This is a genomic window from Winogradskyella psychrotolerans, assembly GCF_018860545.1.
In the GTDB taxonomy this organism is placed as follows: Bacteria; Bacteroidota; Bacteroidia; order Flavobacteriales; family Flavobacteriaceae; genus Winogradskyella; species Winogradskyella psychrotolerans_A.
Window position 1 is genome coordinate 104,928 of the sequence record NZ_JAHKPN010000039.1, and the last position, 18,068, is coordinate 122,995.

Consider the following 18,068-nt stretch of genomic DNA (forward strand, 5'->3'; position numbering starts at 1 on the left):
AATGTGTTAGACTTTGCCTCAGGACCTCGCAGGTTTTTTTAATGATAGGCTTATCTATAATTTAATCGGTCAATTTATATCCAAATCCTCTCACATTAATAATCTGAATGTTCGCATCCTTGCTTAATTTTTTGCGTAGCTTGGTAATGAAAACATCCATACTTCTAGCCGTAAAAAAATCATCAGTGCCCCAAAGTTTATTCAATATTACAGAACGGTCTAATACTTGGTTTTTGTTTTTAATCAGATGAAATAGTAAATGTGCTTCTCTGTGTGTGAGCTGTACAAAGTTGTCGTTTTTAAATTTTAATTGTTGCTTTGGGAAATCGAAAGTAAACTCTCCAAGCGTTATGACTTCTGACGTCTTTTGAGTTTTGGTTCTATAAACTAAATTATGAACTCTTACTATAAGTTCTTCAATACTAAACGGTTTTTTTAGGTAATCGTTCCCCCCTAAAGAAAAGCCCTCAACAACATCTGCTGTTTGTGATTTTGCCGTTAGAAATATTATAGGAATCGTATCATCAATAGCTCTAATGTCTTTAGCCAAAGTAAAACCATCTTTTTTGGGCATCATAACATCGAGTATTAATAGTTCTGGCGCTTCGGTTTGATACTTTTTTAAGGCAATGTCTCCATTTTCACAAAGTATGACTTCGAAATTTCGGGTTTCAAGACTTTCTTTAATAATTTGCCCAAGAGACGCTTCGTCTTCAGCCAATAACAGTTTGATTTTATTAGCCATTTGGAAGGGTGATTTTAAAAGTGGTTAATTCAGGATGTAATTCCAACACAATAGAACCGTTATGCTTTTCGATAATGGTTTTAGTATAATATAAACCAATGCCGAATCCTTTAACATCGTGGGTGTTGCCTTTTGGAACACGATAAAATTTTTCGAAAATTTGGTCTTTGCTTGTTTTGGTTAAACTATTCCCATTATCTGAAATTAGAATATTTGTTTCGTTTTTATGAGCTATGAGAGTCACAGAAATCCTATTTCCGCCATATTTTACAGCATTGTCTAGTACATTGTTTAATGCGTTTTCAATATGAAAAATATCTGCTTTAATAATTAAACTTTCAAGTTGAAAATCGCATGTAAATGTAGTTTCTGAATATTGCATTTTATAGCGATTTATCAATGACCCTAGCAATTCAACGAGATTAAAAGTTTCTTTATTTAATTCTAAATTGTCACTATCTAAAGTCGCGGTTTCTAATAATTTTTCGACCATAATTGTCAATTTTCCTAACTGCTCAGAAGACATGTTGAGGTATTTTTTTGTTCTAGCTTTATCATCAATGGCATTAAAATTATTAATACTTTCTAATGCCGCACTTATGGTGGCAATAGGTGTTTTAAACTCATGTGTAATATTACTAATTAAATCATTTTTGACTTCTGCTGATTGCTTCTGGTATTTTATGATTTTTAAAAGATAAAATAAGCAACTGATTACGGCTAAAACCAAAAGTGTAGATATGAGGATCCCTCCGAGTATACGATATAAAATAACTTTAGTGGTGTTGGTGAATAGAATAGTTAATAATGATCCTTTGGGTAGAAATGTGGATTTTGAATCGGTTTTTAAATAAGCCTTCGGTGTTTGGCTATGGTCTGCAAGTGGTGTTTCTTTGGTTTTAATTAAATAGTCTATGCTGTGATTAGGTTTTTTATAATCTAAATAAAAACGGACATCAATATTTTTTCGTTTAAATTCTTCTGCTATTTGATGTTCTACAGCCTTAAGATCAAGAGTATCATTATTTATAGAAATCATGACTTTAGAGGTCAAAAATTCAGCATTTCTTAAAGTGGCATCTTTGTTATTTAGACGGTCTAATTTATCTTTTGATGAAGAGTCTCGTTCTTCACTTTGCTTTTGGAATAGTGAGTCTGCCTTAAGCCCTCTAAGTATAGTTATACCTTCAATAGCGTTGACATCTAATGAGTCTATGTTTTTAAATTCTCGACTTGTCTCTTTAATGTTTTTCAAGAAATTTTGTAGTTTACTACCTTCCTTAAAAGCATTCTTTTGTTCTTTACCTTCTAGAAAAACACCAATAGTTGTCCGTTCCGCTAAGGCTGTATAATAGTCATCTACCGCTTTGTCTAAGCTAATTTGTACGTCGTTAATAAGCTGTTGCTTGTTGGTTTGGTAATTTTTATAATTCCAATAGATTTGAATACCAATGGTTGAGACGATGACTACTACAATGGTATATAATATTAAGCGATATCTTTTAGTATCCATAATTCAAATGTATAAAGTAATTATTTAGTTTAAGTTATCGGTTAACACACGTTAACATTAGTTAACCTTATACTTACGTTAACTTGTAGATATTTGTAGGGTGTTAACTGTAAAACCAAAAACTAATGACAACCATTTTAAGACTTATAATTTTAATAGTACTAAGCTCTACGACCTTTATGAGCGCCCAAGATTTTCAAGGAGTAGCCACATATAGAACTCATCGCGATTTTGATATTAAAATGGACAGCACCAAAATGAACGATGCGATGCAAAAGCGAATGATGGAGATGATGAAAAAGCAGTTTCAGAAAACATACCTATTAACTTTTGATAAAAATTCATCTTTATATAAACAAGAAGCAGAATTAGATAAACCTCAAGTTGGAGGTGGAATTCAGATGTCTTTTGGCAGCAGTGGTTCAGATGTGTTTTATAAAAATATTAAGCACAAAACTTATGCTGATCAAAAAGAAACGATGGGAAAGAATTTCTTAATTAAAGATTCTATTTCTCCAATCGAATGGAAGCTAGAATCTGATACAAAACATATTGGTGAATACCTGTGTTTTAAAGCAACGTATTCGAAACAGATTCCTAAAATGAATTTAAACTTTAATAGTAATTCAAATATTGAGGATGACAATGCGGAGGATAAAGAACCAGAAATGGAAGAACGTACTATAACAGCTTGGTACACGCCTCAGATTCCTGTAAGTAATGGTCCTGCAAAGTACCAAGGGCTTCCTGGTTTAATTTTAGAAATCCACGATGGAAAACTAACAGTTATCTGTAGTAAAATTGTCATCAATCCCGAAGAAAAAATAGAGATTGAAGAACCTACCAAAGGTAAAGCAGTTTCGCAAATGGAATATGATGATATTATGGAGAAAAAAACAAAAGAAATGATGGAGCGTTATGCTCCAAGTAGAGGATCTAAAGATGGAGCAATCCATATATCAATTGGAGGTTAATTTTCTTAACATAAGTTTAACAAGTTGAGACTTAACTTTTATTCATTTGTAGAGTCTTATGGACGTAAGATGAACCAAATTCGATACCGAATTTAATTAGAACACTAAGAATGAATAGATTACCATTTAAGATTGCGATAGTATTAACTTTGTTTTTTACTAGCACTAATTTATTTGCACAAGATTTTCAAGGCAAAGCGGTTTATATGTCCAAAACAACTATGGATATGGATCAATTTGGAGGACAAGACATGACTCCAGAGCGAAAAAAGCAAATTCAAGAACGTATGAAGAGCTTTTTAGAAAAAGAATATACATTAACCTTTACTAAATCAGAATCTATTTATAAAGAGGAAGAAAAATTAGCTGCACCAGGAAGTAGTGGTGGTAGACGAGGTTTTGGAGCTAGTTTATCTGGTGGACCAAAATATAAGAATGTACAAACTAAAGAAATGATTCAAGACCAAGAGTTTTTTGGTAAGCAATTTTTGATTAAAGACGAATTGAAAGATTTAGAATGGAAAATGGGTACTGAAACCAAGGTAATAGGTCAATATACCTGTTTTAAAGCTACGGCAACTGTAGTTCCTAGTGGATTAGATATTAGTAGTTTTAGAGGTCCGAGAGGAAGAGATCGAAATGATACGGAGAAAGATACTACAGATTCTAATACGCCTAAAGCACCAAAAACTATAGAGGTTGTGGCTTGGTACACACCTCAAATTCCTGTTAATCAAGGACCAGATGATTATTGGGGTTTACCGGGATTAATATTAGAAGTTAATGCAGATCGTACAACGATACTTTGTACGCAGATTGTATTAAATCCAAAAGACAAGGAAACCATTGAAAAGCCTAAAAAAGGTCAAGTGGTAACACAAGCAGAATATACCGAAATCACTACTAAAAAGATGGAAGAGATGCGCGAAATGTATGGCGGACGTGGTGGACGAGGCGGAGGACGCGGAAGAAATTAAAATTACAACTAACCAACTCTAATGAAGAGCAGAGTCTAAACCACGCTCTCAAATACCAACCATAGAAATTATTTATATGAAAAATATATTAGCACTGCTATTTACTTTAGTAGTAATGAGTTCTTTTGCTCAAATTAAAATGCAAGGCGTTGTAAGAGATAGTATTGGCGAACCTTTAGAATTAGCCAATATTATTGCAATTAATAAAGAATCCAATACATTAGAATCTTATGCCATTACAGATGCCAATGGGAAATATGTTATTTCATTAGGAGAGAACGGAACTTATAGTGTTCAAGTGAGTTATATAGGTTTAAAATCAGTTGACGAAACCATAGTAACTAAAGAAATAGATATTACTAAAGATTTTAGCATGTTGTCAGATAATATGCTAGATGCTGTTGAGTTAACGTATGATATGCCAGTGACTATAAAAGGAGATACATTAATTTACAATGCAGATTCTTTTAAAAGCGGCACTGAACGGAAACTTGAAGATGTGTTAAAGAAATTACCAGGTGTAGAGATCACTTCGGAAGGTAAAATTGAAGTTGAAGGTAAGGAAGTGACAAAGCTTATGGTTAATGGTAAAGATTTCTTTGATGGTGATTCAAAATTAGCAACTCAAAATATTCCTTCAAATGCTGTAGATAAAATTCAGGTGTTACGTAATTATGCTGAGGTTGGACAATTAAGTGGTGTACAAAATAACCAAGATAACGTCGCTATAAACATTAAATTAAAAGAAGGGAAAGAAAACTTTTGGTTTGGAGATGTTACTGCAGGTGGAGGTGTGGCTCCATCACCAAATGACAATTTGTATTTAGTACAACCAAAATTGTTTTACTATAGCCCAAAATACAGTATTAATGTTATTGGTGATATTAATAATATTGGGGAAGTTGCATTGACAGGTAGAGATATTAGAAACTTTGGTGGTGGATTTAGAAGCCCAAGTTCTAGTAGTGGTACAAGTCTTAATCTCGGAGATAATGGGTTAAGTGGTTTAACAGACGTTGGTGATGCACAAACTATAGAGTCTAAGCTAGCTGCTGTTAACTTTAGTTATTCACCAAATAAAGCCTTAGATCTTAGTGGGTTTTTAATCTACAATGCCAATCGCTTAAAAACGCGCCAAGAGAGTTTTGTACGTTATACAAATCCAGAATTAGAAATACCAGATGAAGAAACCGTACAAACGGGTAGAGAAGCGACCAATCAAGGTTTGGCAAAATTGAGTGCGGTGTATAAGCCAAATGGCAATAATCAATTAAACTATGATGTGCTCGGACGAATTTCTGATGATTCTGAAATGCAGAATGAATTTTCATCTGTTGTGGGTAGTACAAATCAGTTAGATGAAGCAAAGCCGTTTAGCGTTAATCAGAATGTAAATTATTACTACACGCTAAATGAGAATAATATTTTTGCCTTTGAAGCGCAACATTTAATTAAGGATGAAGACCCTTTTTATAATGTTATTGGATTAAAGGAAGAGGATGCTTTTGAAAGTACAGCTGCTGTTTTAGGTTTAGATACGGGGCAAAGTATTTATGATTTAAATCAAGAACGACGTGTAAAATCTAATCAGCTCGATGCAAAATTAGATTACTATAATATCTTGAATTCTAAAAGTAACATCAACTTTACGTTAGGTACAATCTTAAGCAATCAGAAATTCAATTCTAATATCTTTCAGTTTTTAGATGATGGTTCGTTCTTTGATCCGGTTGCTAGTTTAACGAATGAGGATGGTGAGGTGTTGTTAAATGAAAATGATACAGAATATAACTTTAGCGATATTTATTTAGGCTTACATTACAGATTGAAGACGGGTAAATTTACAATTACTCCAGGATTCTCAGTTCATGCTTACGGAAATAAAAACACACAATTTGGCGAAACCTATGAAGATAATTTCTTTAGAATTTTACCAGATTTTGAAACACAAATTCAGTTTAAAAAGAGTGAAAGCTTAACGTTTAGGTACAATATGCAAAACTCATTTACCGACGTTACAAGTTTAGCAGAAGGTTTGGTTTTAAATAATTATAATAGTTTGCAATATGGTGAGCCAGAATTACAAAATTCGTTATCACACAACTTAAGTTTACGCTATTTTAGCTTCAATTTGTTTAATTATACAAATGTCTTTGCTATTCTTAATTATAATAAGAATATTGATCAAATTAGATCATATACTAACTTTGATAACGTCATAAGAACCAATACCTATTTTAATTCAAATTTTGCAGATGAAAGTGTTACTGCTATTGGACGTATTCAGCGCACGTATGGTAAGTTAAGAGCGAGTATGAGAGTTAACTTAAATTACAGTAAGAGCAATCAATTTGTGGAAGATGTAAGATCTATAAATGAAACGTTTTCTCAAAGTTACACACCAGAGTTACGTACTAATTTCAGGGAAGCACCAAATGTAAGTTTAAAATACAGATTCAGTATCTCAGATACAAAGCAAGGTGCTGATAACGATACACAATTTATCACTAATGCGCCTTCAGTAGAATTTGATGCATACCTCTGGAAAGCTTTAACGTTTAGAACGGATTACTCATTTACGAGCCAAAGTAGTAATGTTGGTGATACGCAATCCTATCAAACTTGGAATGGGAGTTTATCGTACAGAAAAGATGAAGATGCTAAATGGGAATATCAACTAAAGGCAACCAACTTATTGAATATAGATTCTGAAGTGAACAATGGATCGAGTAATATTTCAGTGTATAGTTCTGAAACGTTTATTTTACCTCGTTTTATTACGTTTAGGTTGACGTATACGTTGTAAGGAAAAAGACTTAAGAAAGTTAACAGAAAAGCATAAGAAATAAGACCTGTTTTTATAAGTTGGATGTCATTTCAATTTTAATTCAGGTTTAAGTTTAAAAAGAAAAAGCCTTGTATTCATACTTTTGAATACAAGGCTTTTATTTGGTAATAAAAAGGGTTTTTAATTATCCCTTAATACATGTACAACTCCAGTTACAGAATGTGGAACGCCATCATAACCTTCATAAGTTCCGCTAAAATTAATATCAATATATTCACCTACGGCTCCGAGTGATGTTAGGTTGTAAATAACATTGTTATTAGTATTTGACATATCAATACATTCTTGAATGTTAAAACCAGTAGTGCTATCGTCAATATCATTCCAGTCATAATTGGCATAGGTGCCTTCATAAGTTGTTTCGTCTATAGTCCCAAACATATAAAAGCAGTTTAAACTAGATCCACTAATATTGAGAGTTGGTCCATTATAATTAGGTGAGTCAGGGTAAAATTCAGCATTTATATTATCTAAAACATAAGTTAAGTCGCCATCATCAATGCTATATTGAATAAATTCTGTAATAGCATTACAGGCACTTATAGTTCCGATGTTTGTTAACGGTGTCGTAAACGTATAACTAATACTATCTGTAGTTTGAAGATTTACGTAATCACTTGCTTTTATTTTAAACGTATTGTCGTCTTCACAACGTAATAGGCTTATTTCAAAAGTGCCATCATTTACGCCATCTATAAATGTTTGACCACCATACTTCAGTTGCACATAGCCATCGGTCACCGCATTATCATCACAGGTATTAAAATTTCCTACTATAGTTTCTTCTATAATGTTTGAGCTCTCTTGTACTGTTATAGAAATATTAGAATCTGTTGAAAATGGACCTATCATTTCAGAATAAAGAGGAGTGCTTCCACAAAAATCATAACTATACACATTAAGTTCTAAGCTTTCATTGCTTGGCACATAACCACAAACGTCTCCAATTTCATTGGTGTAACCATATGTAGTACCAAAAGTGGCACTTGTAATACTTAGCCAAAGATTATTAAGAGGATTATTTTCATCATTATTAGCTGAAATACAAAGTGTAATGGCTTCCGCAGGTATATCACAATTCCAAAATGAGAAATGAGATACTGTGCCTACATACATGTTGCCTTGTAAGGTGGCTTCACCTTCTTCAATCCAATAGCCCTTAGTTTCATCAAAATACCAAAGCGGAATGGTTGCAGGAGCAATAGCCATTAAACTTGGGTCAACATACATTTTAATTTCGGATGTAGAGCCTTCTGCTAAGTTCAGTTCTTCTCCAGAGCTTCCTCGTAATTCTACTGCTAACATTCCTAAAGTTTGTAACATGCGTTCGGCACCATCGCTATTTTGAGCATACAACATACCTGGACGTTGTAATTCCATATCGTCATCAGCAGGATCTAAATGGTGTACTATGACATTTACAGTACCAGAATAGTCAGAGCCATCTTCTTTAATGAAGTTGCCATCAAAGTTTACGGAACTTCCGTTGGCCAATGAAACACTTCCTGTTTCACCACTGTTTACGGTTCCTGTAACATTTGCATCTAATAACATAATGGTTACTTTATTTGTACCATTAGTAGGTACAACATTTCTAGAACCATGAATGTAGCCTGCTTTTGAAGCTTTAATGTAGCCAAAGCGCTCATTAACGGTAGCATCTTTTATGATAAAAACACCATTACTGTCTGTTAGTGCGGTATCGTCACCAATAGTAATTAAAACGCCTTCTATTGGATTATGATGTTTGTCAATAATTGTTCCTAAGAAATCTCGAGATATTTCACTTCCAAAATATTCAGAAAACGAATCAGGAATGATTTCTTGCTGTCCACCGCCTGAGTAGTTGTCATCATTATCTTTTAGGCAAGATGTAAACGTGAGAAGGGATAATAGAATTAGAAAAATAAATTTGGGGAATTTGCTAATACGTTTCATGTTGATCTTATTTTGATTGTTTATGTCTTACTTATACAACAATTCAATTCGAGAAATTCCTACCATTTAAATATGATTAAAAGAAAACCCCTCAACATGTTAAATTATGTTGAGGGGTTTTTATTGGTGAATTTATGAAGTTTAGCCTTTAGAAACATCTATTTTTTCAATCACTTTTTTAACATCTGTAGCTTCGTTTTTTACTGATGCTTCAAAAGCGTTTAATTCTTTTTCTACTTCGGCCTGTGTGCCTTCAAAAATAATAACCTCAGACGTTTTTTTACCTTCTTTTGTAGTGGTGTAATTAACCGTGCCTTTAGCTAAATCTTTAGAGTGTACAGTCGTTTCTATGCTAATATCTTCGCTATTTGCCAAACCAGTTTCTTCGGCATGACCTCCCAATATTGGAGCAATAACCAAACCGATTAAACAGGTCAACTTAATTAAAATGTTCATTGAAGGTCCAGAAGTATCCTTAAAAGGATCTCCAACCGTATCACCAGTTACAGCAGCTTTATGAGCTTCGGAACCTTTAAAGGTCATTTCGCCATTAATTTCAACTCCAGCTTCAAAAGATTTTTTAGCATTATCCCAAGCCCCACCAGCATTATTTTGGAAGATAGCCCAAAGCACACCAGAAACGGTAACACCAGCCATATATCCACCCAACATTTCAGCGATAGCTAAAGGATCCATTCCAAAAATCATAGGAACGAAAGCAATGACTAGCGGGAAACCAATAGTTAATAAACCTGGTAACATCATTTCTTTTAAAGACGCTTCAGTGGAAATCGCTACACATTTATCGTATTCAGGTTGTCCTGTACCTTCCATTATTCCAGGAATGTCTCTAAACTGACGACGTACTTCTTGTACCATTTCCATTGCTGCTTTACCAACAGCATTCATAGCTAAGGCAGAAAATACAACAGGTACCATTCCGCCCACAAATAACATGGCTAATACAGGTGCCTTAAAGATGTTAATGCCATCAATTCCTGTGAAGGTGACATAAGCAGCAAATAAAGCCAATGATGTTAAAGCCGCAGAAGCAATAGCAAAACCTTTTCCTGTTGCTGCTGTCGTATTACCAACTGAATCTAAAATATCTGTACGTTCTCTAACGATAGGTTCTTGTTCACTCATTTCAGCAATGCCACCAGCATTATCAGAGATTGGTCCAAAAGCATCAATGGCTAATTGCATAGCAGTTGTAGCCATCATTGCAGATGCTGCTAACGCTACACCATAGAACCCTGCAAAAGCATAAGATGCCCAAATAGCACCAGCAAATAATAATACCGAAGGGAATGTAGAAATCATACCTGTCGCTAAACCAGCGATGATGTTTGTTCCCGCTCCTGTAGACGATTGTTGTACTATTTTTAAAATCGGACTTTTTCCTAATCCTGTATAGTATTCAGTAACCGAAGAAATCACAGCTCCTACCACCAAACCAACTAAGGTTGCGCAGAATACACGCATTGAAGAAATCTCTTGTAAACCTTCGCCAAAGAAATTCATTTGCATTGTTTCTGGTAACATCCAAGTGACGAGCCCAAAACAAGAGGCTGCAACTAAGATTATAGAGGTCCAATTACCAATATTTAAAGCTCCCATAACTTGTGCTTCTTTAGCATCATTACTTTTAATTTTTACTAACATTGTTCCGATGATAGAAATAATAATTCCAGCTCCAGCAATCGCCATTGGTAATAGGATTGGTCCAATACCTCCAAAAGCATCAGAGATAGCACCACCCATATCTTTAATAACATAGTTACCAAGAACCATAGCAGCTAATACGGTTGCGACATAAGATCCAAATAAATCGGCTCCCATACCAGCAACGTCACCAACATTATCACCAACGTTATCTGCAATTGTAGCAGGATTACGAGGATCATCTTCTGGAATACCCGCTTCAACTTTGCCAACTAAATCGGCTCCAACATCGGCTGCTTTCGTGTAAATACCTCCACCAACTCTAGCAAATAAAGCGATTGATTCAGCTCCAAGAGAGAAGCCTGCAAGTGTTTCTAATACGATAGTCATGTCCATAGTATTGGTCCAAACACCTCCCATAAAGAAATGAAAGAATACTATAAAGAATACCGTTAAACCTAATACTGCTAAACCTGCAACACCAAGTCCCATGACTGTTCCGCCTCCAAAAGAGATTTTAAGTGCACTTGGTAAACTAGTACGCGCTGCTTGTGTTGTTCTTACGTTGGTTTTAGTTGCGATTTTCATTCCGATATTTCCTGCAAATGCAGAAAATACTGCTCCAAAAATAAAAGCAATTACAATTAGCCAATGGGTTGTTGGTACAATAAATGAAACCACTGCAAGTAAAATACTTACAATAACTACGAAAATAGCTAGTAATTTATATTCAGCATTTAAGAAAGCTAATGCACCTTCATAAATGTGATCTGAAATTTCTTTCATCTTACCATCTCCAGCATCTTGCTTCATAACCCAAGATTGCTTTACTAACATGTAAATTAAGCCTAAAAGCGCCAAAGCTATTGGCATATAAATCATCATTGATTCCATATAATATATTTTTTATTTGATTAGTTTTTAGCTGGGTAAAAGTAGTGAAATCAATTATATTTTACGAAAAAAGCAATATCAATTACTTGATATTGCTTTTTTAATAGTTTTGAGTTGAAAAACTCAGGATTTCTAAATCTAAATCTAATGTTTAAATTGTAAATGTACGTTTCTTTTTATGTTCGCTATCATCATAACGTTGCACACATTCATGATAAATTTTCACAGCCTCTTCTGCATTTCCCCAATCACCAACATCAACTTTCTTTTTCTCTAGGTCTTTATATACACGGAAAAAGTGCTCGATTTCTTTTAGTCTATGAGGATTTAAATCGCTAATATCCCTATTGTTACTCCAAATTGGATCTGAAACTGGTACACAGATTATTTTTTCATCTGGTCCTTTTTCATCTGTCATATGAAATACACCAATTGGTCTAACTTCCATAACTACCATCGGAAAAGTTGGCTGGTGTCCTAAAACCAATACGTCTAAAGGGTCACTATCTAAAGCTAATGTTTCTGGAATAAAGCCATAATCACCTGGATACATCATAGATGAAAAAAGCATACGGTCAAAACGTATTTTATGTAAGGTAAAATCGTATTCATATTTATTACGACTTCCTTTAGGTATTTCAATTAATACATCGAAAGTTAAATCTTCTTTTTCTGACATGTTTCTTAATTTTATTTGGATGTTCTATTTTATTTAGAACCGTTATTAAAGTTTCAGTTAAAAATTTAAGTCTAGCAAAGATAATATATTGTGTGAGTTAGGCAATTAATTATGTTTTCAGTTTATCTATACGGGCTTCAAAAGTTTCCTTTTTTCTAAAATCGAAATTCTTATTCAAATTGTTTTACTAATTTCGTTTTGTCTGTAATGTTAAATATAATGCTACGACATTTAAAATAGTTTTTTAAGTATGGATTCGAAAGTTATCAAAGTTATAAATCAACATAAGCAAACCATTAAAGTATCTCTGACTTTAAAGGAGGATTCGGAACGCTTTACAAAACTACTTTTTAAGGCCTTTTATGATTCTGACACTGATGCTGAACAAGCGTTACAAGAATTAGAAGTGCTTTTTATTTCGATTAGAAATAGGGCGTGTCCCCAAATTAAAAATATGCCATGTAAACGTTGGGATGATTTTAAAGCGAATATTCCTGATCTATATGCTAGTTTAAATAAAGATGCAGAGGCTATTTATAATAATGATCCAGCCTCACAATCTATTGAAGAAATATATATCGCTTATCCTGGTTTTTTTGCAATTTCTATTTATAGAATGGCTCGGGTGTTCTATAAACTGAATTTACCTTTAATTCCAAGATTAATGACCGAATACGCACATGCGATTACAGGTATAGATATTCATCCTGGAGCTACTATTGGCGCCTCCTTTTTTATAGATCATGGTACAGGTGTTGTCATAGGTGAGACTACAGAGATCCACAATAATGTTAAGGTGTATCAAGGAGTAACCTTAGGTGCGTTAACCGTTAAAAAGCAACTTCAAAATATGAAACGCCACCCTACCATTGCGCAAAACGTGACCATCTATGCGAATGCTACAATTTTGGGAGGAGATACAATTATTGGAGAGAATAGTGTCATAGGAGGTAATACATGGCTAACGGAGTCCGTTCCTGATAATTCAGTGGTGACGCATAAACATCAAATAGAAATTTACGCTAAAGCAAAGAAGTGATATGAATAAGACATTAATAGATCAAATAGGGAATACACCTCTCGTTAAATCGATGGCATTAAATACGAATTCTAAGGTAAGTTTGTATTTTAAACTTGAAGGTAACAATCCAGGTGGAAGCGTGAAAGATAGAGCCGCTTATAATATGATTAAAAGTGCTCTAGACTCTGAAATAATTGATACTTCATCAAAATTAATTGAAGCAACTAGTGGAAACACAGGCATTGCTTTAGCAATGATAGCTAGTATTTTTAAATTGAATATCGAATTGGTAATGCCTGATACAGCCACCAAAGAACGTGTGCAAACGATGCGTGCTTATGGTGCGAAGGTTACATTACATCCAGAGGGAATTGAAGGCGCCAGAGATTATGCTGTAAATAAAGTAGAAAACGAAGGTTATTTTTCATTTAATCAGTTTGCAAATGATGATAATTGGAAAGCGCATTATAAAACCACGGGTCCTGAAATTTGGAGAGATACTGAGGGGACAATTACACATTTTGTATCTTCGATGGGAACTACGGGAACTATAATGGGAACCTCTACATTTCTGAAAGAGCAAAAACCTGAGGTTAAAATTGTAGGTGTACAACCCACAGATGGTTCTAAAATTCCAGGCATTAGAAAATGGCCTTTAGAATATTTACCTAAAATATTTGATGCGTCTAAAGTAGATCAAACCATTGAAGTCAGTAGAAACGAAGCTATAGCTATGACACGTCGATTAGCTAAAGAAGAAGGCATCTTAGCCGGAATGAGTAGTGGAGGAGCGACAGCAGCTGCTTTAAAATTAGTGAAAGATTTAAAGAGCGGCATTGTGGTTTGTATTATTTGTGATCGCGGCGATCGGTATTTGTCCTCGGACTTATTCGAGTAGATATTAATCTATCTCAATTTATTGTTGACGCTAAGAGATTCTACTGTTTCTAAAAATAGAATCCAAAACTACCTGTAATGCCAAAAGGTCTCGCGTCTGGTCGGTCTAGGTAGTTTCCTCTAAAGTTAAAATCTAATCGCAGTATTTTGAAAATATTGGCAACTCCAAAACTATACTCGTAGTACATGCGTGTGTCTGGTGCCATTAATTCAAATTCTGCAGGATTACCTGTCGTACTAAGTGCTTTATTGGCATCAGACAATTCTCCCCAAACACCTCTTAATCCTAAAATTGCCCTAAGGTTATATTTCTTTAAAAAAGGAATACGAGAAAATATACGACCATTAAAATTATGTTCTAAGTGCACCGAGCTATACGTGTCAGTAACAAATTCGTAATAATCTAATTGATTGAATGTATTATATATTGAAAAATAGGATTGGTTACCTGGAACAACACTAAGCAAACCAAGTGGAACATCTCCAAATGTTTTACCTAATTCTACGGATGTGGTTAACCTTCCAAAACCACCAACTTGCCATGGTTGTATATATGAAAACTGCACTTTAGTATAGTCAAAATCACTATTAAACCAATTGCGATCTCCACGACTTACTTGTGCAAATAAGCTAGCAAAATTATCATTCTTGTATTTACGTTCAACACCGAAGCCTGTCATTTGACGTTTTGGAAAATAGCCTAAAGAGAATCGGGTTTCAAATTGATTTATCTCAGAAGATATCCCTGAGTCTGATTCTAAATCTACATAATCTAAACTAAATGTTGGTGAAGCCGAACTTAAAGTACGAAAACTACCATCAATACGTATTTCAAAATTTGGTAGCGGTTCAATTGAAGCCCCTAAATTGGTTAAATTAATGTTTGAAAGCTTATCGTTTGTACCAGTACCAATGACGGCAGAGGATGCTAAACTTCGACCTAACACATCAGATGAACTGGTTAAGCTCGCTCCAATTTGTTCCACGTCTCGTCTATTGCCACCAAAAAGTGTCAGTCGTGTGCGCTTATCTACTAACCATTTTCCTGAGATACCATATTTAAATTTATCGTCTTTTAGACCGTAAGCTAAAAAGCCTTCTAGTCTCCATAAATCGTTAGGACCAAAATAGGTTCTACCACCAGTTCGTAATCGTACGCCTTCAACTTCATTATAACCAAAGGTGGAAAAAATAGGACCATAATCGAGATTCAAACTAGGAAATTCTATGTAACCCGATCCTAATATACTTGCTAAATTATATATGCGTTTAAATTTCTTAACCGTTTTAAGGGTGTCCAACATTTTATAAACCCCTTTTTCATCTTTACTTAAGGCTTCAAGTCTGTTGGTCTGCCAAAAATCATCTTCTCGGTTGTATACGTCTTCATCATAATTATAAACAACCTTGTCGTAAAATTTTGGATCTTTAGGTTTATCAAATTTATAATTATCGTAAATCGTTGTCCGTTTTCCATAAACGCCTCTAGATTTTTCCTTTTTATTCACTGCAAAGTCCGAAAGAAAATAGTCGCGTTTAATAAGAAATACGGAATCATTTAATACTTCAAACTCTTGTTCAATGTAAATTTCCTTAACCCAGTTGATATTGGCACTCTTAGATGCTTGAAGGTTTATTTCTTTAATAGCATACGTGGAATCATTTACCCAAAAATCGCCCTTAAAAGTCAGTTCGTTTTTCCGTCTAGGGTAATAAATAATATTATAACACCATTTATTATCTATAAAAGCACTGTCTGATAGTACATAGTTATAGGTTTGAACACCGGTTCTACTTAGCGGACTGACAAAGCTTTTATCGAAGAATTTTAAGTAGTTATTATAAACATTATATTCGGAATAGAGGTCGTCAATAAAATCTATAATCGTTTGATTATTGCTGAATCCTGAGTTTTTATTACCTTTTAAATCTTCATGTTCTTTATTAAGAATGTTGTCTCCAGAAATCTTCTTTACAGATTCATTTAAAAATATAGGTAAATATGTTTTTCCTGTAACTTTAGAGGTGTCAACTTCATTAAAAACAAACTCCATACCTTTAAAGAGTTTACTTTTCACTAAAGCACTATCAATGGTATTAAGATCAAATTCTACTTTTTCGTATTGGTCGTATTCATATTGCTTAAACTGGCTTAAACCATTATGACGTTTACGTTCCCAAATCTTTTTAAGAATTCTTATGGCTGGATTTTCTGAGGCTTTTTTAGATTGCTTTCCGGTTACTATAAGGACTTCATCTAGTGATGAAGTTTCCTCCTTAAGAATAAAATTCAGTTCGTAGTTAACCCGTTTTGTTAATGGTATTTCTAAGGTTTCAAAACCAATAAATGAAATGATTAAGTCGTTCCAATTCTTCTCGGATTCTAAGTAGAACTTGCCGTCTTCATTGGTAATGGTCCCCTCAGTAGAGCCTTTAAATAAGACGTTAACGAATGGAATAGGGACGTTATTTTCATCAATAACATGTCCGCTAACCTTAGTCTGCGCTAGTGCAGAAAAACAGCTAAGTATAAGAAATGGGATAAGTAGTTTTAGTCTCATATTAAATAACAAACTTCATCAACAACCGTGCTAAACATAAGTTAGAGGGTTACTAATGAAGTTTATTAAACGCAGATATCTGCAATTTATTTATTTGTACATTACTTTTTTTACTGCTTTAACAACATCGTCACTGTTTGGCAACCATTCTGCTAATAATACAGGTGAATAAGGAGCAGGTGTGTCTGCTGTATTTATTTTAATAATTGGCGCATCTAAATAATCGAATGCTTCCGATTGTACCAAATATGTAATTTCAGTAGCCACATTTCCAAAAGGCCATGCTTCTTCTAAAATAATCAAACGATTTGTTTTCTTAACAGATTCTATAATCGCAGCTCTATCTAACGGACGAACGGTACGTAAATCGATTATTTCACAAGATATACCTTCTTTTTCTAATTCGTCTGCAGCTTTGTAAGCTTCTTTAATGATTTTACCGAAAGACACGATTGTAACATCTGTTCCTTTACGCTTAATTTCAGCAACTCCTATAGGTAAAACATATTCGCCTTCTGGCACTTCACCTTTATCTCCATACATTTGCTCACTTTCCATAAAAATAACAGGATCGTCATCTCTAATAGCAGCTTTTAATAGTCCTTTGGCATCATAAGGATTTGAAGGAACAACCACTTTTAGACCAGGAGTGTTCGCAAACCAATTCTCAAAAGCTTGTGAGTGTGTTGCACCTAACTGACCTGCAGAAGCTGTTGGACCTCTAAATACAATAGGGCATTTAAATTGGCCACCAGACATTTGTCTAATTTTAGCAGCGTTATTAATAATTTGGTCAATACCAACCAAAGAGAAGTTAAACGTCATATATTCTACAATAGGTCTGTTACCTGTCATTGTAGATCCAATTGCGATACCTGCAAAACCAAGCTCAGCAATAGGTGTATCTATAACACGTTTTGCTCCAAATTCGTCAAGCATACCTTTAGATGCTTTATAAGCACCATTATATTCTGCTACTTCTTCGCCCATAAGATAAACACTCTCATCTCTGCGCATTTCTTCGCTCATGGCTTCGCAAATAGCTTCTCTAAATTGAATTGTCTTCATTTTCTTATTTTTTGTCGAGTCACAAAAATAATAATTCTAGACTATATAATGACATTAAAAGTATAGTGAAAAAATAAAAATTTATGAAGATTTATTTTTTTTCTAATTTCTAGGATTTGCGGTTGAAAGATTTTTGGAGGTGGACTATAAGAATGTCGTGGAATCGTCAAAATATCTTTCTTTTTATTGAAAAATTGATAGTTTAATCGATAAATATTGATTTTTTAAAAATTTTACTATGCATGCATAGTAAAATTCAAATTATTATTTTTATCTTCGTACTCAAGA

General features: G+C 33.9%; 11 protein-coding genes and 1 pseudogene. 5 read left to right on the top strand and 7 right to left on the bottom strand.

Annotated elements, in window-relative coordinates; genetic code table 11:
• Window positions 1-61: 61 nt before the first annotated feature.
• Both KO515_RS12990 and KO515_RS12995 read right to left on the bottom strand, forming a co-directional pair.
• Complete coding sequence (locus KO515_RS12990) at window positions 62-745, bottom strand: response regulator transcription factor (RefSeq protein WP_215936770.1); 684 nt, start codon at window positions 743-745, stop codon at window positions 62-64.
• Window positions 738-2,258 (bottom strand): sensor histidine kinase, encoded by a 1,521-nt coding sequence (locus tag KO515_RS12995; protein ID WP_215936771.1) that lies wholly within the window; start codon window positions 2,256-2,258, stop codon window positions 738-740. Before KO515_RS12995 ends, KO515_RS12990 begins: the two co-directional genes overlap by 8 nt.
• Window positions 2,259-2,383: 125 nt before the next feature.
• Between KO515_RS12995 and KO515_RS13000 the strand changes: the two genes are divergently transcribed.
• The 3 genes from KO515_RS13000 (at window position 2,384) to KO515_RS13010 (ending at window position 7,015) form a co-directional block, all read left to right on the top strand.
• Window positions 2,384-3,232 carry a GLPGLI family protein gene (locus KO515_RS13000; RefSeq protein ID WP_215936772.1) on the top strand — a complete coding sequence of 283 codons (849 nt, stop codon included), beginning with the start codon at window positions 2,384-2,386 and terminating at the stop codon, window positions 3,230-3,232.
• Between the two features lie 110 nt (window positions 3,233-3,342).
• Window positions 3,343-4,209 (top strand): GLPGLI family protein, encoded by an 867-nt coding sequence (locus tag KO515_RS13005; protein ID WP_215936773.1) that lies wholly within the window; start codon window positions 3,343-3,345, stop codon window positions 4,207-4,209.
• Between the two features lie 76 nt (window positions 4,210-4,285).
• On the top strand, window positions 4,286-7,015 hold the full coding sequence (locus KO515_RS13010) for a TonB-dependent receptor (RefSeq protein ID WP_215936774.1): 2,730 nt from the start codon (window positions 4,286-4,288) through the stop codon (window positions 7,013-7,015).
• Between the two features lie 162 nt (window positions 7,016-7,177).
• Here the strand turns inward: KO515_RS13010 and KO515_RS13015 are convergent, their stop codons facing one another.
• The 3 genes from KO515_RS13015 to KO515_RS13025 all read right to left on the bottom strand — a co-directional run bounded on the left by KO515_RS13015 (window position 7,178) and on the right by KO515_RS13025 (window position 12,233).
• Window positions 7,178-8,995, bottom strand: coding sequence for a hypothetical protein (locus KO515_RS13015; RefSeq protein WP_215936775.1), 1,818 nt, complete (start codon window positions 8,993-8,995; stop codon window positions 7,178-7,180).
• A gap of 141 nt (window positions 8,996-9,136) precedes the next feature.
• Window positions 9,137-11,554 (bottom strand): sodium-translocating pyrophosphatase, encoded by a 2,418-nt coding sequence (locus tag KO515_RS13020; protein ID WP_215936776.1) that lies wholly within the window; start codon window positions 11,552-11,554, stop codon window positions 9,137-9,139.
• 151 nt (window positions 11,555-11,705) lie between these two features.
• Window positions 11,706-12,233 carry an inorganic diphosphatase gene (locus KO515_RS13025; protein ID WP_215936777.1) on the bottom strand — a complete coding sequence of 176 codons (528 nt, stop codon included), beginning with the start codon at window positions 12,231-12,233 and terminating at the stop codon, window positions 11,706-11,708.
• A gap of 250 nt (window positions 12,234-12,483) precedes the next feature.
• Between KO515_RS13025 and epsC the strand changes: the two genes are divergently transcribed.
• Window positions 12,484-13,272 carry a serine O-acetyltransferase EpsC gene (gene epsC, locus KO515_RS13030; protein ID WP_215936778.1) on the top strand — a complete coding sequence of 263 codons (789 nt, stop codon included), beginning with the start codon at window positions 12,484-12,486 and terminating at the stop codon, window positions 13,270-13,272.
• 1 nt (window position 13,273) lies between these two features.
• Window positions 13,274-14,152: a cysteine synthase CysM gene (cysM, locus tag KO515_RS13035; RefSeq protein ID WP_215936779.1), complete on the top strand. Its 879-nt coding sequence runs from the start codon at window positions 13,274-13,276 to the stop codon at window positions 14,150-14,152.
• A gap of 49 nt (window positions 14,153-14,201) precedes the next feature.
• Here cysM and KO515_RS13040 read toward each other — a convergent pair whose 3' ends face one another.
• Both KO515_RS13040 and KO515_RS13045 read right to left on the bottom strand, forming a co-directional pair.
• Window positions 14,202-16,712, bottom strand: coding sequence for a DUF5686 family protein (locus tag KO515_RS13040; protein ID WP_215936780.1), 2,511 nt, complete (start codon window positions 16,710-16,712; stop codon window positions 14,202-14,204).
• 90 nt (window positions 16,713-16,802) lie between these two features.
• Window positions 16,803-17,783: pseudogene (locus tag KO515_RS13045) on the bottom strand (pyruvate dehydrogenase complex E1 component subunit beta); the annotation flags it as partial.
• Window positions 17,784-18,068 lie beyond the last annotated feature (285 nt).

Bases quoted from the DNA above. Each gene is read 5' to 3' on its own strand.
- KO515_RS13010 (WP_215936774.1), top strand. From the start codon at position 4,286: ATGAAAAATATATTAGCACTGCTATTTACTTTAGTAGTAATGAGTTCT.
- KO515_RS13020 (WP_215936776.1), bottom strand. From the start codon at position 11,554: ATGGAATCAATGATGATTTATATGCCAATAGCTTTGGCGCTTTTAGGC.
- KO515_RS13000 (WP_215936772.1), top strand. From the start codon at position 2,384: ATGACAACCATTTTAAGACTTATAATTTTAATAGTACTAAGCTCTACG.
- cysM (WP_215936779.1), top strand. From the start codon at position 13,274: ATGAATAAGACATTAATAGATCAAATAGGGAATACACCTCTCGTTAAA.
- KO515_RS12995 (WP_215936771.1), bottom strand. From the start codon at position 2,258: ATGGATACTAAAAGATATCGCTTAATATTATATACCATTGTAGTAGTC.
- KO515_RS12990 (WP_215936770.1), bottom strand. From the start codon at position 745: ATGGCTAATAAAATCAAACTGTTATTGGCTGAAGACGAAGCGTCTCTT.
- KO515_RS13015 (WP_215936775.1), bottom strand. From the start codon at position 8,995: ATGAAACGTATTAGCAAATTCCCCAAATTTATTTTTCTAATTCTATTA.
- KO515_RS13025 (WP_215936777.1), bottom strand. From the start codon at position 12,233: ATGTCAGAAAAAGAAGATTTAACTTTCGATGTATTAATTGAAATACCT.
- KO515_RS13040 (WP_215936780.1), bottom strand. From the start codon at position 16,712: ATGAGACTAAAACTACTTATCCCATTTCTTATACTTAGCTGTTTTTCT.
- KO515_RS13005 (WP_215936773.1), top strand. From the start codon at position 3,343: ATGAATAGATTACCATTTAAGATTGCGATAGTATTAACTTTGTTTTTT.
- epsC (WP_215936778.1), top strand. From the start codon at position 12,484: ATGGATTCGAAAGTTATCAAAGTTATAAATCAACATAAGCAAACCATT.